The organism is Sphingomonas gei (genome assembly GCF_004792685.1).
GTDB classification, from domain to species: domain Bacteria; phylum Pseudomonadota; class Alphaproteobacteria; order Sphingomonadales; family Sphingomonadaceae; genus Sphingomonas; species Sphingomonas gei.
The window spans coordinates 344,176-368,440 of record NZ_SRXT01000005.1; the positions used below are offsets into that span (position 1 = coordinate 344,176).

General features: G+C 66.8%; 29 protein-coding genes and 1 pseudogene. 17 read left to right on the forward strand and 13 right to left on the reverse strand.

Annotated features, from left to right (window positions below):
* Positions 1-65 precede the first annotated feature (65 nt).
* The 5 genes from E5A73_RS14380 to E5A73_RS21420 all read left to right on the forward strand — a co-directional run bounded on the left by E5A73_RS14380 (position 66) and on the right by E5A73_RS21420 (position 3,034).
* Complete coding sequence (locus E5A73_RS14380; RefSeq protein ID WP_135964526.1) at positions 66-749, forward strand: DUF1013 domain-containing protein; 684 nt, start codon at positions 66-68, stop codon at positions 747-749.
* A gap of 56 nt (positions 750-805) precedes the next feature.
* Positions 806-1,666: a dienelactone hydrolase family protein gene (locus tag E5A73_RS14385; RefSeq protein WP_135964527.1), complete on the forward strand. Its 861-nt coding sequence runs from the start codon at positions 806-808 to the stop codon at positions 1,664-1,666.
* Positions 1,667-1,716: 50 nt separating this feature from the next.
* Positions 1,717-2,343 carry a glutathione S-transferase family protein gene (locus tag E5A73_RS14390; protein WP_135964528.1) on the forward strand — a complete coding sequence of 209 codons (627 nt, stop codon included), beginning with the start codon at positions 1,717-1,719 and terminating at the stop codon, positions 2,341-2,343.
* A 184-nt stretch (positions 2,344-2,527) separates the two neighbouring features.
* A complete protein-coding gene (locus E5A73_RS21775; RefSeq protein WP_240700192.1) occupies positions 2,528-2,725 on the forward strand; it encodes a hypothetical protein in 198 nt (65 codons plus the stop codon).
* Positions 2,726-2,878: 153 nt separating this feature from the next.
* Positions 2,879-3,034, forward strand: coding sequence for a hypothetical protein (locus E5A73_RS21420; protein ID WP_168355935.1), 156 nt, complete (start codon positions 2,879-2,881; stop codon positions 3,032-3,034).
* A 129-nt stretch (positions 3,035-3,163) separates the two neighbouring features.
* On the opposite strand, the gene E5A73_RS14400 is transcribed toward E5A73_RS21420, so the two are convergent.
* The 4 genes from E5A73_RS14400 to E5A73_RS14415 form a co-directional block, all read right to left on the reverse strand.
* A complete protein-coding gene (locus E5A73_RS14400; protein WP_135964529.1) occupies positions 3,164-3,592 on the reverse strand; it encodes an NIPSNAP family protein in 429 nt (142 codons plus the stop codon).
* 162 nt (positions 3,593-3,754) lie between these two features.
* The gene (locus E5A73_RS14405; RefSeq protein WP_135964530.1) at positions 3,755-3,949 is read right to left on the reverse strand and encodes a DUF1289 domain-containing protein; all 195 of its coding nucleotides are present in this window, start codon (positions 3,947-3,949) and stop codon (positions 3,755-3,757) included.
* Entirely contained in the window at positions 3,946-5,409 is a 1,464-nt protein-coding gene (locus E5A73_RS14410) for a DEAD/DEAH box helicase (RefSeq protein ID WP_135964531.1), read from the reverse strand. Before E5A73_RS14410 ends, E5A73_RS14405 begins: the two co-directional genes overlap by 4 nt.
* Before the next feature lie 92 nt (positions 5,410-5,501).
* Positions 5,502-5,960 (reverse strand): hypothetical protein, encoded by a 459-nt coding sequence (locus E5A73_RS14415; protein WP_135964532.1) that lies wholly within the window; start codon positions 5,958-5,960, stop codon positions 5,502-5,504.
* Between the two features lie 74 nt (positions 5,961-6,034).
* On the opposite strand from E5A73_RS14415, the gene E5A73_RS14420 reads away from it, so the two are divergent.
* The 5 genes from E5A73_RS14420 (at position 6,035) to E5A73_RS14435 (ending at position 9,568) form a co-directional block, all read left to right on the forward strand.
* Positions 6,035-7,480, forward strand: a complete 1,446-nt coding sequence (locus tag E5A73_RS14420) for an FAD-binding oxidoreductase (protein WP_135964533.1) — start codon at positions 6,035-6,037, stop codon at positions 7,478-7,480.
* 51 nt (positions 7,481-7,531) lie between these two features.
* Positions 7,532-8,314 (forward strand): SapC family protein, encoded by a 783-nt coding sequence (locus E5A73_RS14425; RefSeq protein WP_135964534.1) that lies wholly within the window; start codon positions 7,532-7,534, stop codon positions 8,312-8,314.
* A 130-nt stretch (positions 8,315-8,444) separates the two neighbouring features.
* Positions 8,445-8,693, forward strand: a complete 249-nt coding sequence (locus E5A73_RS21780; RefSeq protein WP_240700193.1) for a hypothetical protein — start codon at positions 8,445-8,447, stop codon at positions 8,691-8,693.
* Positions 8,693-9,085 (forward strand): DUF3089 domain-containing protein, encoded by a 393-nt coding sequence (locus tag E5A73_RS14430; RefSeq protein ID WP_240700194.1) that lies wholly within the window; start codon positions 8,693-8,695, stop codon positions 9,083-9,085. Before E5A73_RS21780 ends, E5A73_RS14430 begins: the two co-directional genes overlap by 1 nt.
* 21 nt (positions 9,086-9,106) lie before the next feature.
* On the forward strand, positions 9,107-9,568 hold the full coding sequence (locus E5A73_RS14435; protein ID WP_135964536.1) for a hypothetical protein: 462 nt from the start codon (positions 9,107-9,109) through the stop codon (positions 9,566-9,568).
* 353 nt (positions 9,569-9,921) lie between these two features.
* On the opposite strand, the gene E5A73_RS14445 is transcribed toward E5A73_RS14435, so the two are convergent.
* From E5A73_RS14445 to E5A73_RS14455, 3 genes are all read right to left on the reverse strand, one after another.
* Positions 9,922-10,494, reverse strand: a complete 573-nt coding sequence (locus E5A73_RS14445; RefSeq protein WP_206366499.1) for a hypothetical protein — start codon at positions 10,492-10,494, stop codon at positions 9,922-9,924.
* 87 nt (positions 10,495-10,581) lie between these two features.
* Positions 10,582-11,790, reverse strand: coding sequence for a glycosyltransferase (locus tag E5A73_RS14450; RefSeq protein WP_135964537.1), 1,209 nt, complete (start codon positions 11,788-11,790; stop codon positions 10,582-10,584).
* Positions 11,791-11,843: 53 nt separating this feature from the next.
* Positions 11,844-12,188, reverse strand: coding sequence for a glycine zipper 2TM domain-containing protein (locus E5A73_RS14455; RefSeq protein WP_135964538.1), 345 nt, complete (start codon positions 12,186-12,188; stop codon positions 11,844-11,846).
* Between the two features lie 119 nt (positions 12,189-12,307).
* Between E5A73_RS14455 and E5A73_RS14460 the strand changes: the two genes are divergently transcribed.
* From E5A73_RS14460 to E5A73_RS14470, 3 genes are all read left to right on the forward strand, one after another.
* Entirely contained in the window at positions 12,308-12,733 is a 426-nt protein-coding gene (locus tag E5A73_RS14460; RefSeq protein WP_135964539.1) for a cupin domain-containing protein, read from the forward strand.
* Positions 12,734-13,725: 992 nt separating this feature from the next.
* On the forward strand, positions 13,726-14,133 hold the full coding sequence (locus tag E5A73_RS14465; RefSeq protein ID WP_135964540.1) for a low affinity iron permease family protein: 408 nt from the start codon (positions 13,726-13,728) through the stop codon (positions 14,131-14,133).
* A gap of 88 nt (positions 14,134-14,221) precedes the next feature.
* Positions 14,222-15,085 (forward strand): phytanoyl-CoA dioxygenase family protein, encoded by an 864-nt coding sequence (locus E5A73_RS14470; protein ID WP_168355937.1) that lies wholly within the window; start codon positions 14,222-14,224, stop codon positions 15,083-15,085.
* 12 nt (positions 15,086-15,097) lie between these two features.
* On the opposite strand, the gene E5A73_RS21785 is transcribed toward E5A73_RS14470, so the two are convergent.
* From E5A73_RS21785 to E5A73_RS14490, 5 genes and pseudogenes are all read right to left on the reverse strand, one after another.
* Positions 15,098-15,832 carry a DUF4166 domain-containing protein gene (locus E5A73_RS21785; RefSeq protein WP_338112869.1) on the reverse strand — a complete coding sequence of 245 codons (735 nt, stop codon included), beginning with the start codon at positions 15,830-15,832 and terminating at the stop codon, positions 15,098-15,100.
* Between the two features lie 431 nt (positions 15,833-16,263).
* A pseudogene (locus E5A73_RS21790) lies at positions 16,264-16,623 on the reverse strand (saccharopine dehydrogenase NADP-binding domain-containing protein); the annotation flags it as partial.
* 19 nt (positions 16,624-16,642) lie between these two features.
* Entirely contained in the window at positions 16,643-17,068 is a 426-nt protein-coding gene (locus E5A73_RS14480) for a thiol-disulfide oxidoreductase DCC family protein (RefSeq protein ID WP_135964542.1), read from the reverse strand.
* Positions 17,069-17,130: 62 nt separating this feature from the next.
* Positions 17,131-17,901, reverse strand: a complete 771-nt coding sequence (locus tag E5A73_RS14485; protein ID WP_135964543.1) for a 3-keto-disaccharide hydrolase — start codon at positions 17,899-17,901, stop codon at positions 17,131-17,133.
* Between the two features lie 46 nt (positions 17,902-17,947).
* The gene (locus E5A73_RS14490) at positions 17,948-18,718 is read right to left on the reverse strand and encodes a S8 family peptidase (protein ID WP_168355938.1); all 771 of its coding nucleotides are present in this window, start codon (positions 18,716-18,718) and stop codon (positions 17,948-17,950) included.
* A gap of 206 nt (positions 18,719-18,924) precedes the next feature.
* Here E5A73_RS14490 and E5A73_RS14495 point away from each other — a divergent pair, with 206 nt between their 5' ends.
* Positions 18,925-19,809, forward strand: coding sequence for a LysR family transcriptional regulator (locus tag E5A73_RS14495; RefSeq protein ID WP_135964545.1), 885 nt, complete (start codon positions 18,925-18,927; stop codon positions 19,807-19,809).
* 67 nt (positions 19,810-19,876) lie between these two features.
* Here the strand turns inward: E5A73_RS14495 and E5A73_RS22025 are convergent, their stop codons facing one another.
* Positions 19,877-20,539 (reverse strand): I78 family peptidase inhibitor, encoded by a 663-nt coding sequence (locus E5A73_RS22025; protein ID WP_135964546.1) that lies wholly within the window; start codon positions 20,537-20,539, stop codon positions 19,877-19,879.
* A gap of 73 nt (positions 20,540-20,612) precedes the next feature.
* Between E5A73_RS22025 and dgcN the strand changes: the two genes are divergently transcribed.
* From dgcN to E5A73_RS14515, 3 genes are read left to right on the forward strand one after another with little or no spacing between them, the layout of a single operon-like run.
* The gene (gene dgcN, locus E5A73_RS14505; RefSeq protein ID WP_206366501.1) at positions 20,613-21,647 is read left to right on the forward strand and encodes an N-acetyltransferase DgcN; all 1,035 of its coding nucleotides are present in this window, start codon (positions 20,613-20,615) and stop codon (positions 21,645-21,647) included.
* The gene (gene dgcA / locus E5A73_RS14510; protein ID WP_135964548.1) at positions 21,605-22,594 is read left to right on the forward strand and encodes an N-acetyl-D-Glu racemase DgcA; all 990 of its coding nucleotides are present in this window, start codon (positions 21,605-21,607) and stop codon (positions 22,592-22,594) included. Before dgcN ends, dgcA begins: the two co-directional genes overlap by 43 nt.
* Positions 22,591-24,150, forward strand: a complete 1,560-nt coding sequence (locus E5A73_RS14515) for an N-acyl-D-amino-acid deacylase family protein (RefSeq protein WP_135964549.1) — start codon at positions 22,591-22,593, stop codon at positions 24,148-24,150. The genes dgcA and E5A73_RS14515 overlap by 4 nt, the downstream gene beginning before the upstream one ends.
* Positions 24,151-24,265: the final 115 nt, after the last annotated feature.

Sequence of the window (24,265 nt, forward strand, 5' to 3'; positions counted from 1 at the left end):
TTAAGCCCGAACCATAGCCCGGCCGCCCGTGATGGGCGGCCCTTATTGTTTCTGGAGACGAAAAAGTGGCCCAGCCGCTGATGCCGCATGCGACCGCTTCCTGGCTGGTCGACAATAGTTCGCTCTCGTTCGAGCAGATCGCCGAGTTCTGCGGCCTCCACATCCTGGAGATCCAGGCGATCGCCGATGATACCGCGACGACCAAGCTCACCGGCCGCGATCCGGTCCGCGCGCACGAATTGACTCAGGAAGAGATCGACAAGGGCCAGGCCGACCCGAACTATGTGCTCAAGATGCTCAAGGGCCCCGAGCAGATCCGCCGCACCAAGGGGCCGCGCTACACGCCGGTCTCCAAGCGCCAGGACAAGCCCGACGGCATTGCCTGGATCCTGCGCCACCATCCCGAGATTTCGGACGGCGCGATCGGCAAGCTGATCGGCACCACCCGCACCACCATCGCCGCGATCCGCGATCGCAGCCACTGGAACATCGCCAACATCACCCCGAAGGACCCGGTGACGTTGGGCCTCGCCTCGCAGCGCGAGCTCGATGCGCTGGTCGCCAAGGCCGCGAAGGCCGCCGGAATCGAGGCGCCGACCGACACCCGTCTCGAAGGCGATCGCGAGGCGCTGCTCGAGCAGCTCCGCGCCGAGCGCACCGCCGCGGCGCATGCCGCCGAGGCAGGCGAGGGCGCCGAGGAGACGACCGGCCCGGTCGTGCACACCGCCGAGACGCTGTTCCGTCAGTGATGCCGCGCGTGTAACTTCGCTGCGCGACTCGCCGGGTTGCGCAAGGGAGATGCCGCATGTGTGACGATCTGACTGCCGCCGACAATGAACGCTTTCTCGGCGACGCGATGACTCGCCGCGGCTTTGGTGCGGCCGCCGCGGTGGCGGGCATCGGGCTGCTGCTGCCGGTCCCTGCCAATGCGCTGGCGATCAAGGGCCGCGACGTCACGATCAAGACGCCGGACGGGGTCGCCGACGCCTATTTCGTCGCGCCCGCCGGCGGCAAGCATCCCGCCGTGCTGGTGTGGCCCGACATCATGGGGCTGCGTCCCGCCTTTCGCCAGATGGCCGATCGGCTTGCCCAGTCGGGCTATGCAGTGCTCACCGTCAACCAATTCTACCGCTCGACCAGGGCGCCGTTCGTAACCCCCGGGCAGGGCTTCGATCAGGCGCTCGGCGAGAAGGTCGGCCCCTGGCGCAAGCTGCTCACCCCGGACGCGACGTCTCGGGACGCCGGAGCGTTCGTCGCGTGGATCGACAGGCAGGCAGAGGTCGACCGCAAGCGCGGAATAGGCAGCACCGGCTATTGCATGGGCGGGCCGATGGTGATGCTCACCGCGGCGGGATCGCCGGGGCGGGTGCGCGCGGGTGCGACCTTCCATGGCGGCGGGCTTGCGGCCGACGACATGCTCGCGCGCATTCCGCAAATGAAGGCGCGCTACCTCATCGCGATCGCCGCGAACGACGATGCCCGTGCGCCGGGCGACAAGGACAACTTGCGCGCGGCCTTCGCCGCGGCGAAACTGCCCGCCGAGATCGAAGTCTATCAGGGCACGATGCACGGCTGGTGCCCGCCCGACAGCAAGGTCTATGATCCGGCGCAGGCCGATCGCGCCTGGGGACGGCTGCTCGCCTTGCTGGATACCGCGCTGGCTTGACGCCGATCGTGTCGTTCACGTAACGTTCTCGTCGAATCGGGAGAACGGCCATGTCGAACGATCTTGTTTTCTATACCAATCCGCAGTCGCGCGGGCGCATCACCCGCTGGATGCTCGAAGAGACCGGTGCCGACTATCGTACCGAGCTCGTCGATTATGCGAGCCGTATGAAGAGCGCCGGCTATCTGGCGATCAACCCGATGGGGAAGGTCCCCGCGATCGTCCATGAGGGCAAGGTCGTGACCGAAGGCGCGGCGATCTGCGCCTATCTGGCCGAGGCGTTTCCCGAGGCGGGCCTTGCGCCGCGCCCTGAGGAACGGGCGGACTATTATCGCTGGCTGTTCTTCGCGGCAGGACCGGTCGAGCAGGCAGTAACCAACAATGTCGCCAAGTTCGATCCCGCGCCCGAACAGGCGCGGATGTTCGGCTATGGCAGTTTCGCGGCCACGGTCGACGTGCTCGAGGCGGCGGTTTCGGCGCATCCCTATATCGCCGGCGATCGCTTCACTGCCGCCGACGTCTATGTCGGCTCGGCGGTAGGCTGGGGCACGCTGTTCGGCACGCTGCCCAAGCGCGATGCGTTCACCGCCTATTTCGAGCGGCTGACCGGGCGCGAAGCCTATGCGCGCGCCGCGGCGAAGGACGACGCGCTGATAGCGGAGAACGCGCCGGCTTGACGGGCCCCGGTGGGGAGAGAGCGATGACAAGTCCTTCGAAAGCGTGGGACGGAGAACTGGTTCGGAGATGGCTCGAGCGCCGGTTCGAGGCTTCGCGGCTCGATCAGGCGGCGGCGGACGGGCGCGGCTATGCGGCGCAAGACGAGTATAACCAGGCCCCCCCGAGGAATGGATGTGCCGCGCGTTGAAAGCCGCGGATTGCACGAACGATCAGGCGGCGCTCGCCAAGCGGTTCAAGGAACTGATCGGCCAGGACGACTATCCGGCGACGGGCATTTATGACGATACGCGGTTCGTGCGGCATGTTCGAAGTCACCTCAGGAGCCTGGCCAAGATGACCAAGGCGAATGAGGGATTCGAGAAGACGCTGCGCTATCGGTGAACGGTGGGGGGAGGCTTTCGCACACCAGGATCCAACGGCAGCTACCGGCCAAAGGTAGCCGCTAAGCCCAACGGTTGTAGGCCTGAAAGCCGTCGCTGGACGCGGCCAAGCGTTGCGCTTAATCGGGTCAATATCGCCTTTCGGAGGGCCGAGATGAGCAACGCCGAACTAACTGACCAGCAGCTTCTAAACGAAGCCCAGGCAGCATTCCGCGAGGGCGGTAAAGAACGCGCCAAGCCTTTCCTCGTTGAGTTTTCTCGACGCAGCGTAGCCCGGGACAAGGCAAAGGTAGCAAACGATCCTACGTGATCAGCCGCCGCTCGGGGCTTCGTCTGCCGAAAGCTGCCCGTCTCGAAACCGCCCATTAGGCGCCATCCTCCTCGCGGAAAGCGGCCGCAGAGAGGGTGCAGCTAGCGACACGGTCGAGACCATCGCTCCTCAGCGCGATGGCGCGAGGCGCGGCGAATAGTCCGTCATCGTCATGAACACGCTGTCGACCTTGGTCACCAGCTTGCCGCCGGCCTCCGACGCGGCGACCACTGCGCGCCACTCGGGATCCGCGCCGAAGGCCTGCCAATCCGCGTCCCTTGCCTCGCGGCTGGGAAAAGCGAGCACATAGATCAGCCGTCCCTCGGGCGCCTCCTTGGTCGGCTGCTCGTTCCAATACGCCACGTTGCGCATGCCGTGCTTCTCGAACAGCTTGAGCGTGTGATCGCGAAACCGGGCGTTGAGCGCGGCGAGCTTGCCGGGCGCGGGGTAATAGATCCGCAACTCGTACACCGGGGCTTGCGGCGCGGGCGCCGCTTGCTGCGCGAGCGCCGGGGTTGCGACCGTGGCAAGGGCAAACGCGAACAAGGCAGGGCGCATGGGAGGACTCCAGAAGCGGTGGGCTCGCACGATCGCACGCCGTCCGGCCTTTCCGCCAGCCGGATAACCCGACGGCTACGAAAGTTTCATTTGGGCTGATATCTTGTTCCCCTGCGAAAGCAGCTGGGCTCGACTCTAATGCCGCTTCCATTCCGGAGGGGCTTAGAGCTTCTTCCTACGCTCCGGCAATTGCGCCATCACCATAGCGCGATCCGCGTCGTCGGTGCTGCCCCAGCGGACGATCTCGTCGAGCGTGCGACCACAGCCGATGCACCAGCCGCTGGCGACGTCGATCCGGCAGATATTGGTGCACGGCGACGGGATCGGAGTCGATCCGGCGCCCGGCGCCGCGGTCACGCGCCCAGCGTGTACTTCAGGAAGTCCGGGACAGGGCCGTTCCAGCCGTCGTCGGGGCCGTCCTGCGACGATTGCGCATCGCGGCGCGGTTCGCGGTTCGGGCGCTCGTCGCGTCCGCGGCCACGGCCGCTGCGTTCTTCGCGTTCGCGGCGGGGTGTCGCCTCGCGCTGTGGCGCGGGTTCGCGCGCCGGGCGGGCCTCGGGCACGGGTGCCGTTTCGACTTCGACTTCGGCTTCCACGGGCTCGGGCGTGCGGGCAGGTGCCGCTTCGACCTTGCGCCCACCGCGCCGCCGGGCCGCGGGCTTGCGCTCTTCCGCCGGCGCTTCCTCGCGCACCGCTTCGCCGCCGGCCGGCTTCATGCGCTCGATCTTCATCCCGGTGAGCTTTTCGATCTCGGCGATGTTCTCGGCGTCTTCGGGCGTCACCAGGGTATAAGCGATGCCGGTCGCGCCCGCGCGGCCGGTGCGGCCGATGCGATGGACATAATCGTCGGGATGCCAGGGCGCGTCGAAATTGAAGACGTGGCTGACGCCCTTGATGTCGAGCCCGCGCGCGGCGACGTCGGAGGCGACGAGGATGTTGACCGTCCCGGCCTTGAACCGGTCGAGCTCGGCGATGCGCTGCGACTGTTCCATGTCGCCATGAATCTCGGTCGAGCGGAAGCCGCTCTTCTGCAGGCTCTTGTTGAGGTCGCGGACGGTGGTCTTGCGGTTGCAGAAGATGATCGCAGTGGTCACGTCCTCGGCGCGGAGCAGCTCGCGCAGCACGTCGCGCTTCTTGGCTGCGGCGACGTTGACGACCCACTGCCTGATGTTGACGTTCGCCGTCGCCGGGCGCGCGACTTCGACGCGCTTGGGATCGGTGAGGAACTTGTCGGCGAGCTTCTTGATCACCGGCGGCATCGTCGCCGAGAAGAGCAGGGTCTGGCGGGTCTTGGGCAGCTTGGTGCAGATCTCTTCGATATCGGGGATGAACCCCATGTCGAGCATCCGGTCGGCCTCGTCGATGACGAGCAGGCTGCAACCGGTGAGCAGGATCTTGCCGCGGCCGAACAGGTCCATCAGCCGGCCCGGGGTGGCGATGAGGACGTCGACGCCCTTTTCGAGCGCCTTGACCTGGTCGCCCATCTGCACGCCGCCGATGAGCAGCGCCATCGAGAGCTTGTGGTTGACGCCATATTTGTCGAAATTCTCGGCGACCTGCGCGGCGAGTTCGCGCGTCGGCTCGAGGATCAGGCTGCGCGGCATCAGCGCGCGGGTGCGCCCTTCGCCGAGGATGTCGATCATCGGCAGCACGAAGGCGGCGGTCTTGCCCGTCCCCGTCTGGGCGATGCCGATCAGGTCCTTGCCCATCAGCACGGAGGGAATCGCCTGGCGCTGGATCGGAGTCGGCTCGGTGTAACCCGAATCGGTCACTGCACGCAGCAGGTCGTCAGAAAGGCCGAGATCGGCAAAGCTCATGTAATTTTCCGGAAAAGGGCATGGTTACCCATGCCGCCAAAGCCTTCACGCGCTTGCGGATTTGGGCCGAGATGTCAAGCCGGGAGACGCCTTCAGCGCGCTGGGACCAGCGATGCGAAGGACTGCACGGCGCACTGGCGGCCCGATCGCGAGCGGATCGTGTCGCGTTTGGCGCACATCTTCCTGTCCTTGTTCGCCTTGACGTAAAAGCCCCCGTAGAAACCGAGCGCCGGACAATCATTGCCCAATTTGGCGCGGAGCAGCGCGCCGTTCCTGAGCACCAGATCGACGCTGTCGAAGCGATTGACCGAGAAGCCGGCAAGGTCTTCCATCTTGACGCAATCGTCGGCCTTCTTCTCGACCAGGGCGATCGGGCGCGGCGTGCGCAGGATGATCGTGGTGGTGCGGACTGTGATGCGCGGGACATGGATGGTGGCGCGCTGCGTCTGAAGCAGGTGCGTGGTCACGTCCCAGTCGAGCGGCTCCGGCGGCGAGGCCGGGGCAGCGAGCAACAGCAGGAGACCGGAGGCGGCAATCAGCGGGTTCAGCATGTCTGGCGAGGCTATTAAGGCTTAGTTTTGAACAGTGGATGAACTATCGCGCGCCGTGCTAACCGGGCGCGGCCATGACACCAGTACAAAACCAGCTTGTCGAGACCGTCCTGCAACGCTTCGGTCCCAAGGCCGCGACCACCGACGCGGAGGCGATCGCGCCGTGGCTGAGCGACTGGCGCGGCCGCTGTCACGGGGAAGCGCCGGCGCTGCTGTCGCCGGGATCGACCGAGGAAGTGGCGGCGATCGTCGGGCTGGCGGCGGAGGCGGGGGTGCCGCTGGTGCCGCAGGGTGGGAATACCGGGATGGTCGGCGGCGCCACGCCGCCCGCCGATGGCTCGGCGCTGTTGGTGTCGCTGCGCCGTATGAACCGGATCCGTGCGCTCTCCCCGGTCAGCAACCTCGCCGTTGCCGAAGGGGGGGTGATCCTGGCCGATCTCCGCGCGGCGGCGGAGGATGCGGGCCGGCGCTTCCCGATGGACCTGGGCGCGCGCGGCAGCGCGACGATCGGCGGGCTGGTCTCGACCAATGCCGGGGGTACGCAGGTGCTCCGCTTCGGGACGATGCGCAGCCTGGTTGCGGGAGTCGAGGCGGTGCTTCCGGACGGTTCGATTCACAACGGGATCGCCGCGCTCAAGAAGGACAATCGCGGATACGACCTCAACCAGTTGCTGATCGGCGCCGAGGGGACGCTGGGCATCGTCACCGCGGCGACTCTGCGGCTGGTCCCCGGAATAGCGGCGCGGGCAGTGGCGTGGGTCGGCGTCGAAAGCCCGGCCAAGGCGCTCGACCTGCTGCGCATGCTCGAGGGTGGCACCAATGCGGTCGAAAGCTTCGAGATCCTGCCTGAAAAGACGCTGGAACTCGTGCTGCGCCACGTGCCCGGCACGCGGCGTCCGCTCGCGACTGCGCATGACTGGCACGTGCTGATCGAGGCGGTAACGACCGATCCGGCGGCCGAGGCACCTGCCGCGTTGCTCGAGCGGCTGCTCGCGCCGGCGTTGGCGGGGCTCGCCGGGGACGCGGTTATTGCGGCGAGCGAAGCGCAGGCCGAGGATTTCTGGCGCATCCGCCATTCGATCTCGGAGGCAGAGCGCGCGGGTGGCCCAGCGCTTCAGCACGACATCTCGGTCCCGGTCGAGGACATGCCGCGCTTCATGGTCGAAGGCGGCGCCGAGGTCGAGGCGCGGTTTCCGGGAACCGAAGCCGTGGCGTACGGCCATCTCGGTGACGGAAACGTCCATTTCCACGTCCGCGCGCCCAGGGGTGTCGACCCGCAGGCCTGGTATGCCGAAGACGGTCCGCGGATCTCGCGCCATGTCCATGACATGGTCGTCGCGGCGGGCGGATCGATCTCGGCCGAGCACGGGATCGGCCAGATGAAGCGCGATGAACTCGCGCGATTGAGCGCGCCGTCGCGAATGACGGCGCTGCGCGCGATCAAGGCTGCGCTCGATCCGCACAATATTCTCAATCCGGGCAAACTGGTCACGCTTGCGCCCGACGCCGCTAGACCATAGACCTTCGCCCGAATTTCACGATTTCAGCAATCATTCGCAGGAGAGTTTCGGATGGCCAGCGCGCCACAGCAGTCGCTACCCTTGTTCTACAGCCAGCTCGAGCCGCTTTCGAGCCAGGCCCATGCTGATTTCCGCATCCGCGTCCGCGACAAGGCGCCGTTCCTGGCCAAGCAGCACGCGGTGCCGGTCACGGTCGAGGAATTCCCGCTGGTTCAGCGCTTCCTGCCGATCGTGTTCTCGGTGGGCGACGATCCCGTTCCGCTCGCGCTGATGGGGCTCAACGAAGGCGTGAACACCTTCTTCGACGACGAAGGTACGCTGCTCGAGCCGAACTTCTACGTTCCGGCCTATATCCGCCGCTATCCCTATCTGCTTGCCCGGCTGCGTCCCGACGCTGACGAGCTGTCGCTCTGCTTCGATCCGTCGTCGGACACGATCGGCGCGTTCGAGGACGGCGACAAGCTCTTCGAGAATGGCGAGCCGACCGAGACCACCAAGAACATCCTCCAGTTCAACGAGCAGTTCGAACAGGCCGGCGCGCGCACTGCGATGTTCATGAAGGACCTTAAGGAGCTCGACATCCTGATCGACGGCGAAGTCACGATCCAGCAGGAGGGCAACGAGCAGCCCTTCATCTATCGCGGCTTCATGATGATCGACGAGAACAAGCTCAACGAGCTGCGCGGCGACCAGCTTCGGAAAATCGTCCAGAACGGCATGCTGCCGCTGATCTACGCGCATCTCTTCTCGCTCGCGCTGATGCGCGACATCTTCGGCCGCCAGGTCCGCCTCGGCAAGATGCCGCAGCCGCAGCTGGTCAGCCCGACTCTCTGACGCGCGTCGTAACGGCCGCCGGGGCGAGGCAGATGCTTCGCTCCGGCGGCCGTTCGCGTTTGTAACGGTCTGCGCTGGACGGAACCGCGCGGGCCGCTAACAATGGCGGCAATCTTGGGGGAGGTTGCCGATGCTGTCGCTGTTCGCCCTGTCGTTCGCGCTTTCGGCGCAGGCGCAGGACCCCGACTATCGGCGGCCCGCCAATTGGCTTTGCCGGCCCGTCCACCATGAAGCGTGCACGCAAAATCTCGACGCCACGGTGATTGCGGCGGACGGCACGCGCACGATCGAACGCTTCGCTGCGGCGAGACGCCCAGGTTCGACTGCTTCTATGTCTATCCAACGATTTCGAATGATCCCGGCGGCAACAGCGATCTGATGCCGGGGCCGGAAGAGCGGCGCGTGGTGCAGCTCCAGGCGGCGCGGTTCGGTGCGAAGTGCCGGCTGTTCGCGCCTATGTACCGGCAGGTGACGCTGACTGCGCTGCGTTCGATGATCGGCGGGGCGACGCCGGCGATCGACCGCGACCTCGCCTATCGCGACGTCAAGGCGGCCTGGGACGACTATCTGGCGCACGACAATAAGGGCCGCGGCGTCGTGCTGATCGGGCACAGCCAAGGATCGATGATCCTCACGCAGCTGCTCAAACGCGAGATCGAAGGCAAGCCCGCGGCGGACCGGATGATCTCGGATGCTGATCGGCAGCAGCGTTCCGGTTCCCGAGGGCAAGGATGTCGGCGCGCTCTACAGCAGCATTCCGCTGTGCCGTAGCGCCGCGCAAAGCGGTTGCGCGTGACCTTTGCCAGCTTCCGTGCCGACTCGCCGCCGCCGTCCAACAGCCGTTTCGGCAAAGGTGACCGTCCTGGAGTCGAGGCTGGATGCACCAACCCCGCGGCGCTCGGCGGCGGAAATGCAGTGAGCCAGCCTTATCTGGCCGCGGCGGGCGGAATGCTCGGCGAAGGCGAGACTCCGCCCTGGACCCGGGACGGCGCGCCGGTGACGACGCCGTTCGTGCGCACGCCAGGGCTGATCTCGATCGAATGCGTGCGCAAGGACGGGTTCAATTATCTGGCGGTGACGGTCAACGCCGATCCCGCCGACCCACGCACCGATCGGATCGCGGGGGATGTCGTCGCAGGAACGCAGATCCTCAGGAATTGGGGTCTGCACCTGATCGACATGAATGTCGCGCAAGGCGATCTCGTCGCGCTTGCGGACAGTCAGGCGCGCGCTTGGGCAGCAAGACGGCGCTGAGCGCGAAGAGAGTCAGCCGCGGCCGGCACTCCGCTGCAGCAAGAGACGCGAGAGAAAGATGGTCGCGAGCGCCGGTTGGCCGAGTATCGGGACGAACAGGCACACGCGATCGGCTGGTGACGGCACCGGCACGCGGTGGCAATCATATTCCGAAGACAGTGTGTGAAGAACGGCATCGCCGCGATCGTGCAAAGCGGCGCCAGATCAGCAGCGTGATCGTGATCGCGAACACCGCGTCCGAGAAGAAGGTCAGCCGTTCGAGCGCGTGCGCAGGCCATGGAGTTCCAGCTCACGACGATCCTGCGCACGTTCCCCCTTTTTGATATTCTCCCGGGCGCGGCGCTGGCGGGGGATTATTCGGGCGTCTTGGGAGGCGAGGGCTTTTTGGGTGCGGGCCGGCGCGCGGTGCGCGCTTTGGTAGTGCCGCTCTCGGCAGTCTTGCGGGTTCGGCGTGCCGGCGGCTTGGGTGCGGGCTCGGCGGCAGCGGCCGGCGCCTTGCGTGCGCGAGGCGCCGCAGCGGAGGCCGGAGCAGCAGCCGCAGGCTTGCGCGCGCGACGAACGACCGGCTTCGCAGCCGTCTCGGCGGCGGATTTCGGTGCCGCGGCCGGCGCCTTGCGGGCACGCTTGACGACGGGCTTGGCGATCGCAGTCGCTACGTCTGCAGCGGCTTGCGCCACGCTTTCGGCCGCCTCCTTGGCCGTGTCGGCCACGTTGGCGGCACCCTTCTGCACCTTGGGCTCATTCTTGAGCTTCGCGGCGATGGCGACCAGCCCGGCGGCGATGATGTCCGCGACGACCGGGTGCTTGGCGAGGTCGGTTAGTTTGCCCCGGATCGCCTTGGGAAGCTTCACTCCGGCGATGCTCTTGGGGAGGAACGAGCTATTGCTGGTTGCCGACTTGTCGACCTTCTTCTTCTTGCCTGCCATCATCATCCTCCGCGTGTCGTAACACCAGTGTCACGGATCAACGCCTGTCGTGTCAACGCAGGATCGCAGCGGAGTGTTGCCAAGGCGTCAATGACGCGTGTTTCCCGCGCCAAGCGCCGCAGCCCGACGACGTTCGGATACCAGGCGTCCGAGAAAGCCGTGCAGCCGCTCGCTATTGGCCGCCCAGGTGAACGGCGCGATCGAGGCACGGACCGCCGCCGGATCGGGCGGGGAAGCGAGCACGGCTGCCAGCGCGGTAGCGAAGGCATCGGGCGTGCGGGGAACGATGCGCCCGCTGGCGTCGCTGCGCACCACCTGCCGCGCGCCGCCGACGTCGGGGATCACCACCGGCGTGCCGCTTGCAAGCGCCTCGAGCCAGGCATTGGCGAGTCCTTCGCGCTCGGATGCCAGGGCCATCGCGTCGGCGGCGGTGAGAAGGCGAGGGAGGTCGGCGTGCGGAACGGATCCGAGCAGGTGCACCCGCGCGGCGAGGCCGAGCCGGGCGATCTGCGCCTCCAATTGGGGCCGAAAAGGGCCTTCGCCCGCAATCCAAAGCTGGGCGTCGGGCATGCCGGCGATCGCCTCGATGACGATCTGGTGGCCCTTGAGCGGAATCAGCGCGCCGACCGAGAGGATCAGCGGGCCGTCGACGCCCAGCGCGGCCTTGGCGTCCGCCCGATCGCCCGAGGCGAAGCGCATGAAGTCCACGCCGGTGACGATGCACTCGGTGCGCGCGCCGGGCAGCCCGAGCGCGGTCATGTCGTCGCGCATGGCTTCGGAGACCGAGAGGAGACCGTCGGCAGCGTGCGCTGCGGCGCGGATCTGCGGGGCGGTGGCGGGCTGGCGAGCCCAATAGTGCACGTCCGATCCGCGCGCCTTGATCGAGACCGGCAGGTCCAGGCGGCGGCCGAGTTCGACGGCGGCGACGCCGTCGGGGAAGAAGAACTCCGCATCGATCACGTCGAAGGGAAAGTCGCGACGGATTTCCGCAAGGAGCGGGCCGATTGCTGCGGCGATGGCGCGGGCGTGAAAACGGCCCCCGGTGGCGGGCCAGGCGCGGAAGCGGGGGCGATGGACCTGCAGGCCCTTCCACGCTTCGAATTTGGGGGTCGCGGCCAGGGCGCGATAGCGCGGCAGGCGATCAAGGGGCGGGGGCGGGAGACCGATCGGGGCGACGACGCGAACCTCGAGATCGGGTCGCTCGGCGAGCGCGAGCGTCTGGCGCTCGACGAATATGCCGAAATTGGGACGCGTTACGTCGGGGAACAGCGTCGAAAGGACCAGCACGCGGAGCATATCCGGCGCATATAGCGCGCCAGGGTTAATGCTCCGCGTGCGATCTTCAGACCTTAGCGGCAGTGACGGCGGCTGCCGGTGTTGCGCTCGACCTCACGGCCGGCGAGCGCGCCCGCAGCGGCACCGAGCAAAGTGCCGGTGGTGCGCTCACCGCGGGTGTCGATCGAACGGCCGACCAATGCACCGGCAACGCCGCCGACGACCAGGCCGGTGGTACCGTTGGACTTGCGGCAATAGCGGCGACCGTCACGGCCACGCCATTCCTTGTAGCTGCTCCGACGGCGCTGGCTATCCATGCTGTATTCGTACGATTTTGCCTCAGCCTTGGGGGCCGGAAGGGCAACTGCGGCGGGGATCGCCACGGCGACGGCGCTGAGCGCCAGGATCAACTTACGCATATATTCACTCCCATAGATCGATTGTACTTGCAGAAACCGTTAGCGGAACGTCCTGCGGCGCCGCGGGGTTTCATGAACCTGAAACTACGTGTTGCTCATCTGACGTTGGGGTAAGTGACATGAACGCACCACGAACGATCATCGAGACGCTGGGGCTCGCTCCCCATCCCGAGGGCGGCTGGTATCGCGAGACGTGGCGGGCGTCTGCCGAAGCCGGCCGCTCGGCGGGCACTGCGATCCATTTCCTGCTAGAGCAAGGGCAAAGATCGCATTGGCACCGCGTCGATGCCGAGGAATTGTGGTTGTGGCATGCCGGATCGCCGCTCGAGCTGCGCGTCGAGCAGGAGGATGGCGCGATCCGCACGATCGCGCTTGGCGGCGACGTGACCCGCGGCTATGTGCCCCAGTGGCGCGTGCCGGCGAATCGCTGGCAATCGGCCGAGGCGCCCTCGGGCTGGGCGCTGGTCAGCTGCGTGGTAGTCCCCGGCTTCGACTTTGCCGGCTTCGAGCTCGCCGCGCCAGACTGGACGCCGGACCTCGGCTAAAGCCATTCTGTCCCCGTTATTCACGTTATCCACAGCCTCCGGCGGGCATTTCGCACTTTGCGCGACTCGCGATCGGTGACAGCATTCGTCTTGTAAGGAAGACGGTTCGGCAACGGGAAACCGAGCAAAACCAACTACTTACACGGCTCGATCGAGCGCAGGTGCCTCCGGGAAACCATGCTGGATCGAGACGGGGATGCGAGAGCATCGGCAGTCACGGAATCAAGGCGGTGCGCAAGCATCGCGGCGATACCGGAAGACGCCGGAGCCGGGCGAACCCGATGCCGAAGCCAGCGCGCAAGCGCGAGCGGAAGCGACGGATCTGCCTGATGGACGAGACCGAAGCCGATGGGCCCGCGCAAGCGGCAGATCGACCGAGGGATCGGCCCGAAGAGAGACGCCAGGGCCAAGACTGTCGCGCAAGCGAAAGCCGAAGCCGATGGATCGCTCGGGAAATCGTATCCAGCAAGGCTCCATGGCTCCGCCTTCGGGCGAAGTCATGAAGCGGGCCACCGAAGGCCGGAAGCATGCTCGTTTCTCCGGAGACGAGCGGATCGACCGGCCCTGGTGACCGACGCGAAGCTCGCATGCCCTTGCCGGCGCGAGCGGAGCATGCCGCCGAAACCAGGCAGCGCGGTCCTTCGGGATCGGCAGCCGAAGTCCGGTGACATGGGGACTGGCAGCAATGCCGGTCCCCTTTTGCATTTCTGGCCCAGGGGGCGCCGGCCGTTCCGACATTCCGCCCCGATGTCAGCTATGCAGCCGCACTCTCTCATCCAGCTCCGGTCAAACTTGGCGGAGATCAAAGTCGCCTCATTCGGGCACCGTTCCCCTGCGAAAGCAGGGGTCCAGGGTCACAAGCGGTGCGTGCTGGACTCTGGGGCCCTGCGTTCGCAGGGGAACTGATTTGCTTCGACTCGGGCGGATTCCACTGACACGTTGCGTAACCCCTCTCGGGCGAGGGATGCGAAGGCGCCCATCGGGAGACAGATATGAGCGATATATTCGAGCGGTTCGCACAGGCAGTCGCGGCTTGGGCGGGGAGGCCGGCGGCGTTCGTCTTCGCCTTCCTCATCATCATCGGCTGGGCGATCAGCGGTCCGCTGTTCGGCTGGTCCGACACCTGGCAGCTGGTGATCAACACCGGCACGACGATCGTCACCTTCCTGATGGTGTTTCTGATCCAGAATGCGCAGAATCGCGACGCCGCGGCGATCCAGGCCAAGCTCGACGAGCTGATCCGCGCGCTCGACAAGGGCCGCAACGAGTTCATCGGGATCGAGCATCTCGGCGAGAAGGAACTGATCGCGATCCGCGACAAGCTCGAGCGCGAATGCGGGCGCGAAGCCCCCGAGCATCTGGGCATCGGCCGGCTGCTCAAGCGGCGCGCCGCGCTATAGCCGCAAGGCATCGGGCACGGCGCGCAAGCGTCTTGCCGCCGAGCGCATCGCCGGGCCAGGATCGCCGCGTCCGGACGTGGAGGAAAGCGTGGGTTTCGAACAGCCTGGCTCGCCGAGCGGCGATGCCGGCGACAGTGTCGCCAAGTTCCGGCGCGATGGCTATGCCGTGCTGCGAGGCTTCTTCGTTCCCGCCGAAGTGGCCGAGATCGGCGCGGCGATCGACCAGATCCACGCCGAGGGCGTCGCGCATGGCCGCAGCTTCCGCCATGGCAATCTGTTCTACAATGTCGTGCCGGGGCCGGACGGCGCCCCGCTGGTGCGGATGGTGCAATGGCCGTCTTATCACCAGCCTTTGCTCGAGCGCGTACGGCGCGACCCGCGCTTCGTGGCGATGCTCGATCCGCTGATCGGCGGCGACATCAAGCAGATCATCAACCAATTGCACTGGAAGGCACCGGGCGGGATCGGCGACTTCGCCTGGCACCAGGATTCGCGCTTCCGCAAGCCCGACGCCCATTATCGCAATCTCGGCACTTCGTACGTCCAGACCGGGCTGGCGATCGACTCGCATACCCCGCGATCGGGGTGCATGCGCTTCCTCCCGCGCACGCATCTGGCAGGCGATATCGACCTCGACACCGCGTCCGAAGTGCTCGGCAACGCGATGGCCGACGATGTGTTGCTCGCCGCGGGGCTTTCGGCGGAGGACGCTATCGACCTGGTGCTCGAGCCCGGCGACCTGGCTTTGTGGAACCCCTATCTGGTGCACGGATCGGGCACCAACCGCGCGGACCACCAGCGGCGGCTCTACATCAACGGCTATGTCCGCGCCGAGGATTGCGACCGCGGCGAATGGGCGTTCCGCGACGGGCAGCCGGTGCCGCTGGGGCCGGAACCGGCCTTGGTCCATTACGAGGAACTGCACACGCGCGGCGAGCCGCATTACGTCTGAGCGACGGGCCGATCAGGGCCGTCCGGCGCCGCCAACACTCTCCAAGGGGTCGTTGGCGCGGCCGGAGCAACGCAGCGTTCCCCGATATGCCACGATACGCCCGATCAAAGGCGTGGAAATCTCCACGTCGAAGCAGAATAGCCCCTCCCGCTCGGTCTCGAAGCTCGAGCCGGCAGGCAGGAGGAATTTCGGCATGGGGATTCCCAGGAAAGACCAGCGTCTCGGAATCAGCGTCAGCCGACCGCTCTCCGCGATCAAGGCCAGCGCGAACGTCGCCGGCCCGAATTTCTCGACCAGAAGATGTTCATTCCTGCCGGTGCCGGCCGACTGCAGCGAAGAGAAGCGCTTGCCGCCGAAATTGCGGACCCAGCGTTCGGCTTCGCCCTCCGGCGAGAAGGTCACCGTGACCGGCACCTGTGTTGCGGATCTCGGGAAGCCGACAAGCGCCGCGACAAGCACGGCTGCGGGACCACGGCCACGTCGCACCTCCGCGAACCCGGTCCATTCGCGCGCCGCGGAACTTCCGTGCAATTCCTGTAGGCGGGGCGGCAGGGTGGAAAAGGCCGATCCCAGGATCTTGCGGTACAGTGGGGCATCCGCCTCTTGCTGGCGAAATCCGGTATGGATGCTCCGGCCCTCGAACATCCTCTCATAGTCGGCGAGTTCCAGAGCACGCACGCCCGATCGGGCACCAGCATCCGGGCGGCTACCCGCCAATTGCTTGCGGATGATTGCCGCAACCGCCATCGACGGGATGTAGGGGCCATCGCCAGCAGATTGAGCATCCGATGCAGGATTTCCGGGACTGGCCCGGCTCCCATCCAGATGTCGGTCATCATGGAATGCTCTGGTGGAATCACCTGCAGGTCCGGCACATCGACCAGCGAGAAACGGATGTTCCGGAGCGGCAGCCGGCCGGGCACGGCGATGGTCGTGCGCAGGCTTTCCGCCAGCCCGATGCCATGCGACTCCCTTCCATGCCGCCGCAGCTTTACCGGAGCGCCGGCATAGCCGACCACTGCGCGCATGACGTTGAGGCCAATCCCGGCGTAAGGCGAAGGCGCGATGCCGCCTTCGACGGAAATGATGTCCATCGTCCTGGCCATCTCGCGCAGCACGGCTGCGGTGAGCACGGGAAAGCTGCTGACACCGGAGAGCACGAACACCCCCGCCGCCTTCGCCCGCGCGTCGAATTGCGGAACGCCGAACACGAAATCGGCGGCATCGGCGAAATCGAGATAATCGACCCCCGCATCGATACACGCCGAAAGGACGCGGTAGCGATCGGCGCCATAATCCTGGAACGGCCCGGAAGCATCGACTACGAGATCGGGCTTCTGCGCATTCAGCCCCGCGACGATATCGGCGCGGTCGAGCGCGACCGGGCGCACCCCCGCCTGCCCGCCGTATCGCGTGCAGAAAGCCTGGGCACGGGCGAAGTCGCGACCGCAGATCAAAAGCTCGACCTGCAGATCCGAGAGCAGCTCCGCAAGGCGTCCGCCGAAAACGCCATAGCCGCCGAGGATCAGGATTTTCACGTGCCCCGTCTCGCGTCGCTCACAGCAGCCTGTCCCTATATTCCGGCGGCGCCACCCAACAGGTCTCCCGCTTGCCGAACAGGCGATAGCGGTTTCGCGCCACCCATCGGTAAACGGGATCGCGAAGGACAGCCGGCACGACGCGCAGGATGCCGAGCAGGCGCCAGGGAAAACCGAGACCCTCGTAGATGCTCAGCACGGCATCGCTATCCTGACGCACCCGGTCTTCTTCGACGACGAGCATGCTGCTCGGATTGCCCGGGTCCATCCCGTGGCGGCGGTAAAGCGCCGCGCCGACCGCGCCTTGCATGGACGCCAGGCGGAAGCGGCCGGCATGATCGTGGGTCAGCACGAAGCGGGCATTGGTGGAGCAGAGCACGCATTCGGCGTCGAAGAGAATGATCGGGCCGCTGGTTCGCGGGGCGGGTCGATCCTCTTTCCGCACGTTGCCTTCTCCGTGGTCCCCAGGCGAATGCTCCCTGGCGGCAATCCGCAGCTCCCTGCGGCTCAATCCAGCCGCTGCAGCTCGATATTGCGGAACTCGATCTGATGGCCCTCGCTCTGCAGCGCGATATAGCCCTGGCGGAGCTGGAGGTTGCCGCCGGCCGCGGCGATCAGCGGCTGGGCGTCCTTGTCCGCGGGATCGAGCTCCACCGCGGCATAACGCAGCACGGGTTTGCCGTCGATGAAATGGGTGATCTGGCCGTTGGGCAGCACTTCGACTTCGGCTTTGGTCCAGCGGCCGACCGGGAGCAGCGGCGAGGTCGACAGGATGCAGTGGCGCGGGTCGCGCTTGCCCTGGATCTCGATACTGGTGCCGGGGGTGCAGACATTGCCCGTTGGCTCCCGCGTCGGCCGCGGCACGCCGAGCAGCTGGAATTCCAGACTCACCGGGAAATCCTGGTCGCGGCGCATCGTCGCCGGTGCCTGGGCATGGAACATCAGGCCGGAATTGCTGTTCTGCCAGACCTGGATCCCCGGCAGCGGTTCGCCGAACAGCCGATAGTCGAAGCGGATGCGATAGGCCTTGAGCGGGGTCTTCCAGAAGAGATGCCCGAACTCGCCTTCGAATTTGGTGTAATGCGCGTGCGAGACGCGGATCGCGCCGTTCTGCACGATGAACATGTGCAGCGGGTCTTCACCCAGTGCGCGGCCGGTGATCTTGGGGGTCCAGCCGGCGAGGCTCTTGCCGTCGAAGATGCGCTGCCATTTGGCCTCGGGGGCGGGCGCGGGGGCGGCGCCGAGCAGCGCGAGGATCGGGAGAAGGTAAAGTTTCATGGCGGCAGTCTGCCCTTCGCCGCCCGCCTCCGCAACCGGCCGATTGCTAATTCGCCGCAGTCGTCCGGCTGGCGAGGAAGCGTGCGGTCTCCAGCGGGGCGGCGAACGAAGTGCCCGTGCCGGTGACCGCGCGGCCGTCGATCGCGGCGGTGGGGACCTTCACGCCGAGCTGCCAGGTATAATTGTAACCTTCGGGCGCGGCGTCGGGGCGATTGGTGCCGCTCCACGGCTTGCCGTTCGAATCGATCGCGCCGACCAGCACCGCGTTGGGGAAGGCGGCGCGCGCGGGGCCGAGGTTGCCGGGATGGTCATAGCCATTGTTGCCGGCGGCGAGCACGACGCGGATGCCGCGCGCGGCGGCATCGGCGATCGCGGCGGTGATCGACGGGTCGGGATCGAGCGAGAGCGAGATGTTGATCGCGTCGACGCCGAGATCGGTGGCGCGGCGGATCGCGCGGGCGACCGGCGCCGCGGAGGGCTGGCACGGCGGATTGGCGTCGGCGGGGCAGCCGGCGGGGTCGTCGATCCGGAACGAGATGATGTCGACCTGGCCGTGCACGGCGCGGGCGAGGATCGTCGCCACCATCGTGCCGTGATCGTAGCGGGGCTGGAATTCGGCGCGGCCGGGATCCGAGGCCATGTCGTATTCGGCGGAGACCAGGGCGGCGAGCTCGGCGGTCCTGGCGACGCCGCTGTCGATGATCGCGACGCGCGGGCGTTCGATCCGCACCGGGCTCGGCGGCGCCAGGACGGGCGGCGCGGCGACGGGCGCGGCTGCTTCGAGCAGCGCAAGGAATGACAGCAACAGCGTTTTCACGAAACCCCGACCCCCCGGCCAAAGCGATTCACTTCGTCCTTGCTACTCTACCGAGGTTTAAGGCGGGATTGCGGTGATGTGCGGGGGGTATGCTTAATGATTTGTGGAGAATTGGGCGCAACGGTGGCGCTTGCCCCGCGCGGCCATCCGCAGCACCCTGATCGCGGTGCTTTCCCTTTTCGCAAATGGCGATAGTCTCCGCCGCCATGAACCTGCGGCATATCGAGATTTTCCACGCGGTCTATGTGAACGGCTCGGTCAGCGGAGCGGCGCGCGCGCTCAACGTGTCGCAGCCGTCGGTGTCGAAGATGCTGCGGCATGCCGAGAGCCTGCTCGGCTTCCAATTGTTCCAGCGCACCAACGGCCGGCTGGTGCCGACCGACGATGCGCATACCCTGTTCACCGAAGTCTCGGAGATCCAGGACCGGGTGTATGCGCTGCGCGAGGCGGGCAAGAATCTGCGCCGCGGGGCGGGGGGCATGCTGCGCGTATCGGCGCTGCCGAGCCTTGCGCTGCAGGCGCTGCCGACCGCGGTGGCGCAGTTCCTCAGGACGCGCGAGAACGTCAAGTTCGACCTGCAGACCGTCCATCACGACGATCTGCTGCGGAAGCTGTTCGAGCGCGAGACCGACATTGCGATCGCTTATGAAGTCCCGCCCGCGGCGCCGATCGACCACAAGCCGCTCGGCGAAGGCGAGCTGGTGGTGTTCTACCGCGAGCAGGACATGCCCGACGCGCCGCCGCGCTGCGACATGCGCTGCCTCGAAGGGCACCGCTTCATCAGCTTGGCGACCAGCGGGCCGATGGGGCAATTGTTCACCCAGGAAGTCCAGCGCCAAGGTGTCGTGCTCGACGACGTGATCCTCGCGCGGACTTTCTACATCGCCGCGGCGCTCGTCCAGCAGGGCGTAGGGATGACCGTGGTCGACAGCTTCACTGCGCAGGCCTCGCTTGCCCCTGGCCTCGCGATGCGCCCGCTCAAGCCGTCGATCACCTTCGGGGTGCATGCGATGTACCTGCACAACCGCCCGCTGACGGCGCTCGCCACCGATTTTCTCAAGGCGCTGCGGGGCGTGATCGACGTGGCGTAGCACGCGTCCGTGGAACGGGCGTCGGGTGTAGGGATGACCGCTGGCGCCCCAATTGGGGACCTTCCGCTTAGTAGCAACCCACACTTTTGATCACGCCAACGTCGTTCAGCAAGATGCTGGTCCGCCCTGTGTTTAGATCGGCCAGTATTTCATCCCCCGGCGCTATCCACCGGAGCCTACGCGCGTCGGACATGTCACGTTGAATTGCTTCGCGGGTAGTCTGATCGGCCTTACGCCCGACGAAAACCTGCAAGCGTTTCGCACCGCAGGTATCTTGTCGCGCTGCCCGCGCCATCATCCGCTCGCCAGCAGTTTGGCATCCGCCAAGCAGGGTAACCGCCCCACTTACCGCAACGACTGTCAGACCGAGGCGACTGGGCAAAGATTTCGACATGGGGGCGATTTTACACCGAGGTGGTGAATGACTGGTTCCCACCCGATCTCGGTCATCCAGCGCAATGTAGGATTTGCTCTGCTTGCCTGAGGCGTGGCCTCGCTGCGCGCTCTTTACATCGCAGGCACTCCGCGAAAATGGTGCGACTTTGGTGTGACCTTCCATGCCCCGCACTGCGGAACGTCGGAACGGTCGCCTGCCGCCCCGCGAAGCGCGACACAGCGTGGCTCCGCGCGAAGTTGACCGCGCCGCGCTGCGCGATGGCGTTACCCCGCAGCCCCACTGGCGGAATTGCCAACGGGCCACAGCGCGATACGCATCGCCCCGTCCTGCCATAACAACGGGCTATGCCGCGCGGTCCAGACGTTATGCGCAGACTTTTCGGCCCGCGGCTTACGGATGGGGGGTGATGATCCCTGCTCCCTTTCTGCTCTATCTCGGCCACAGCACCGACGCCGTCGGCATCAAGACTTCGCGCGGGCTGGCGGCGTTCCGCCCCCAGGATTGCGTCGGCGAGTTTCGCTACGACGATTGCCCGCTGACGCTCGACATGCCGCGGATGACGATCGCCGAGGGCGCCGCGGCGGGGGCCAGGACTCTGGTGCTCGGCATCGCCAATTCGGGCGGGACCTTGGGTGGCGACCTGGTCGACGACGCTGCGGCGGCGCTCGAGGCGGGGATGAACGTCGCCTCGGGGCTCCACCAGCGGCTGCGCGACCAGCCGCGGCTGGCGGCGCTGGCGAAGGACAAGGGGCTTCAATTGTTCGACGTGCGCGACCCGCCAGCGGACCTCAAGGTCGGCAACGGCAACAAGCGCGCCGGGCATCGGCTGCTCACCGTCGGCACCGATTGCTCGGTCGGCAAGATGTACGCGACGCTGGCGCTCACCCGCGGCATGCAGGCGCGCGGCGTGACTGCCGATTTCCGTGCGACCGGGCAGACCGGGATATTGATCGCGGGCGGCGGCGTGCCGATCGACGCGGTGGTCGCCGACTTCATCTCGGGCGGTATCGAGCAGCTCGCCCCCGCGCGCGACGATGACGGCTGGGACCTGATCGAAGGCCAGGGCTCGCTGTTCCACCCGAGCTTCGCCGGGGTATCGACCGGGCTGCTCCACGGCGCGCAGGCCGAGGCGCTGGTGATGTGCCACGATCCCAACCGGCTCCACATGCGCGGCATTCCCGGCCGGGCGCTGCCCGATCTCGGCGCGTGCCTCGAGATGAACCTGCTCGTCGCGCGGCTGACCAGCCCCGATGTGCGTGCGGTCGGCATCTGTCTCAACACTTCGACGATGGACGCCGCCGAGGCGCGGGCATTGTGCGCGCGGCTGGAAGACCGGCACGGCCTGCCCTGCACCGATCCGATCGCCTTCGGAGTCGAGGCGATCCTCGACGAATTGCTATGTCCCGCACCCTCCGCGCGCGGCACGATAGCTTCGCACTGAGCCAGCCCTTCCGGATCTCCCGCGGCGTCAAGACGCAGGCGGAGGTGGTCACGGTCGAGCTGGAGCAGGGTGGGCTGGTCGGGCGCGGCGAGGGCGTGCCCTATGCCCGTTATGGCGAAAGCATCGAAAGCGCGCTCGCGGCGATCGAGCGGGTTCGCGACGACGTCGAGCGCGGCGCGGACCGGGCGCAATTGCAGGCGTTGCTGCCCCCGGGCGCGGCGCGCAACGCGCTCGATTGCGCCTCGTGGGACCTCGAGGCGCGGCTGGACGGGCGCAGCGTCGCCGCCAAGATCGGCGCCCCCGAGCCCGAACGGCTGGTCAGTGCGCTGACGATCGGGATCGACACGCCAATGGCGATGGCAGTGGCGGCGAGCAGGATCGCCGATGCGCCGCTGATCAAGGTCAAGGTCGACGCGACGATCCCCGACGCGCAGATCCGCGCGGTGCGGGGTGCCGCCCCCAATGCGAAGCTGATCGTCGATCCCAATGAGAGCTGGGACCAGCAGCTCGTGCGCGCGATGCAAGCGGTGCTGGTGACGCTGCGGGTCGATTTGCTCGAGCAGCCGGTGCCGGCCGAGGCCGACGCATGGCTGGAGGGTTTCAGTCCCGACGTGCCGATCTGCGCGGATGAATCGGTGCATGTCGCCGCGGACCTGGACGTGATCGCGCGGCGCTATCAAATGGTGAATGTCAAGCTCGACAAATCGGGCGGGCTGACCGAGGCGCTCGCGCTTGCCCAGGCGGCGCGGGCGCGCGGGCTGGGGCTTATGACTGGGTGTATGGTGAGTTCGTCGCTGTCGATCGCGCCGGCTTTGCACATCGCGCGGATGAGCGATTTCGTCGACCTTGACGGGCCGATCTGGCTCAGGGAGGATCGGCGGGGCGGCGTGCGCGACGAAGCCGGCTGGCTGGTACCGCCGCAACCGGGATTTTGGGGAACGATATGAAGGTCGCGCTGCTGCTCGGGATCGCGACTCTGTCGCTGGGGGCGGCATCGCCCGCCCCGCGCAAGGTAGACCTGCTGATCCGCGGCGGCACGATCTACACAGGCTCGGCCGAACCGTTCGTTGGCGATGTGGCGATCACCGGCGATCGGATCGTCTCGGTGAGCCGGCATGCCGACGTCGTCGCGGCACGCACGATCGACGCCAAGGGCATGATCGTCGCGCCGGGCTTCATCGATCCGCACACGCATATGGGCGGCGAGCTGACCTCGGACGACGCAGCGAAGCGGCTGGTGCCCGCCTTCTTGCTGCAGGGGGTAACCACGGCGTTCATCGGCAACGACGGCGGCGGCACGCCGGATGTCGCCAAGGTGCTGGGCAGCGCGGCGCCGAAGCCGGTGGGGATCAATTATGCCGCCTATGTCGGCTTCGGCGCGGTGCGCGAGAAGGTGGTCGGCGAGGCCGATCGCGTGCCGAGCGATGCCGAGCTGGCGCAGATGAAGACGCTGGTGGCGAAGGCGATGTGCGAAGGCGCATTGGGACTGTCGACCGGGCTGTTCTACGCGCCGCAGAGCTTCGCCAAGACCGGCGAGGTCGTCGCGCTGGCGCGCGAGGCGGGGCTCCGGGGCGGCGTCTATGACAGCCATATCCGTGATGAATCCAGCTATACCGTCGGCCTCGCCGCGGCGATCGACGAGGCGATCGCGATCGGCAAGCGGGGCGAGCTGCCCGCGCATATCAGCCACATCAAGGCGCTCGGCGTCGACGTGCAGGGTCAGGCGCCCGCGATCATCGCCAAGATTGAGGCGGCGCGGCGTGTGGGGCAGAACGTGACCGCGGATCAATATCCGTGGTCGGCGAGCGGCACGAGCCTCGTCGCGTCGCTGATGCCGCTCTGGGCGCAGGATGGCGGGCGGACGGCCCTGCTCAAGCGCTTCGACAATCCGGCACTGGCGCGCAACCTGCGCAGCGGGATCAACGAGAATCTGCGCAAGCGCGGCGGCGCGGACAAATTGCTGATCGTCGAGGGCAAATATCTTAACCGGACGCTGGCGGATGTCGCAAAGGAAGTCGGGCAGGACCCGGTAAATGCGGCGATCACGGTGATCCGTATCGCCGATCCCGGGGTGGTTTCGTTCAACCAGAGCGAGGCCGACATCGCCAAATTCATGCAGCAACCCTGGGTGATGACCGGGTCGGACGCCTCGGGCGGGCACCCGCGAATCTATGGCAGCTTCGCGCGCAAATATGCGAAATACACCCGCGCCGAGCGGGTGATCACGGTGCGGCAATTCATCGAACGGAGTTCGGCGCTGACTGCCGACACGTTCGGGCTAAGCGGGCGCGGGCATTTGCGTGCGGGCGCGTTCGCGGACGTGGTGGTGTTCGATCCGGCGACCTATGCCGCGCGGGCGACCTATGAGCGGCCGACGCTGGCCGCGCAGGGTGTGCGGACGGTGGTGGTCAACGGCGTGGTGGCGGTCGACAGTGGCGCGCTGACCGGCAAGGCCGGGGGGCGGGCGCTGCCGCACAAGCCGACCGCTGGGACCTGTCGCTGATGACCTCGAAGCGCCCGTCCCACCAGCCGTCACCCCCGCGAAAGCGGGGGCCCATCTCCTATTCTGTCCAGGCGATGCAACAGTCGTTGCGTTCGAGGCGCATGCCGGAGATGGG

Coding starts and splice junctions, on each gene's coding strand:
- E5A73_RS14415 (WP_135964532.1), bottom strand. CDS start 5,960: ATGCTGAACCCGCTGATTGCCGCCTCCGGTCTCCTGCTGTTGCTCGCT.
- E5A73_RS14485 (WP_135964543.1), bottom strand. CDS start 17,901: ATGAAACTTTACCTTCTCCCGATCCTCGCGCTGCTCGGCGCCGCCCCC.
- E5A73_RS14390 (WP_135964528.1), top strand. CDS start 1,717: ATGTCGAACGATCTTGTTTTCTATACCAATCCGCAGTCGCGCGGGCGC.
- E5A73_RS14450 (WP_135964537.1), bottom strand. CDS start 11,790: ATGCTCCGCGTGCTGGTCCTTTCGACGCTGTTCCCCGACGTAACGCGT.
- E5A73_RS21420 (WP_168355935.1), top strand. CDS start 2,879: ATGAGCAACGCCGAACTAACTGACCAGCAGCTTCTAAACGAAGCCCAG.
- E5A73_RS14460 (WP_135964539.1), top strand. CDS start 12,308: ATGAACGCACCACGAACGATCATCGAGACGCTGGGGCTCGCTCCCCAT.
- E5A73_RS14430 (WP_240700194.1), top strand. CDS start 8,693: ATGCCGGGGCCGGAAGAGCGGCGCGTGGTGCAGCTCCAGGCGGCGCGG.
- dgcN (WP_206366501.1), top strand. CDS start 20,613: ATGATCCCTGCTCCCTTTCTGCTCTATCTCGGCCACAGCACCGACGCC.
- E5A73_RS14400 (WP_135964529.1), bottom strand. CDS start 3,592: ATGCGCCCTGCCTTGTTCGCGTTTGCCCTTGCCACGGTCGCAACCCCG.
- E5A73_RS14420 (WP_135964533.1), top strand. CDS start 6,035: ATGACACCAGTACAAAACCAGCTTGTCGAGACCGTCCTGCAACGCTTC.
- dgcA (WP_135964548.1), top strand. CDS start 21,605: ATGTCCCGCACCCTCCGCGCGCGGCACGATAGCTTCGCACTGAGCCAG.
- E5A73_RS22025 (WP_135964546.1), bottom strand. CDS start 20,539: ATGGCAGGACGGGGCGATGCGTATCGCGCTGTGGCCCGTTGGCAATTC.
- E5A73_RS14465 (WP_135964540.1), top strand. CDS start 13,726: ATGAGCGATATATTCGAGCGGTTCGCACAGGCAGTCGCGGCTTGGGCG.
- E5A73_RS14410 (WP_135964531.1), bottom strand. CDS start 5,409: ATGAGCTTTGCCGATCTCGGCCTTTCTGACGACCTGCTGCGTGCAGTG.
- E5A73_RS14445 (WP_206366499.1), bottom strand. CDS start 10,494: ATGGCAGGCAAGAAGAAGAAGGTCGACAAGTCGGCAACCAGCAATAGC.
- E5A73_RS14495 (WP_135964545.1), top strand. CDS start 18,925: ATGAACCTGCGGCATATCGAGATTTTCCACGCGGTCTATGTGAACGGC.
- E5A73_RS14515 (WP_135964549.1), top strand. CDS start 22,591: ATGAAGGTCGCGCTGCTGCTCGGGATCGCGACTCTGTCGCTGGGGGCG.
- E5A73_RS14385 (WP_135964527.1), top strand. CDS start 806: ATGTGTGACGATCTGACTGCCGCCGACAATGAACGCTTTCTCGGCGAC.
- E5A73_RS21785 (WP_338112869.1), bottom strand. CDS start 15,832: ATGGCGGTTGCGGCAATCATCCGCAAGCAATTGGCGGGTAGCCGCCCG.
- E5A73_RS21780 (WP_240700193.1), top strand. CDS start 8,445: ATGCTGTCGCTGTTCGCCCTGTCGTTCGCGCTTTCGGCGCAGGCGCAG.
- E5A73_RS14425 (WP_135964534.1), top strand. CDS start 7,532: ATGGCCAGCGCGCCACAGCAGTCGCTACCCTTGTTCTACAGCCAGCTC.
- E5A73_RS14455 (WP_135964538.1), bottom strand. CDS start 12,188: ATGCGTAAGTTGATCCTGGCGCTCAGCGCCGTCGCCGTGGCGATCCCC.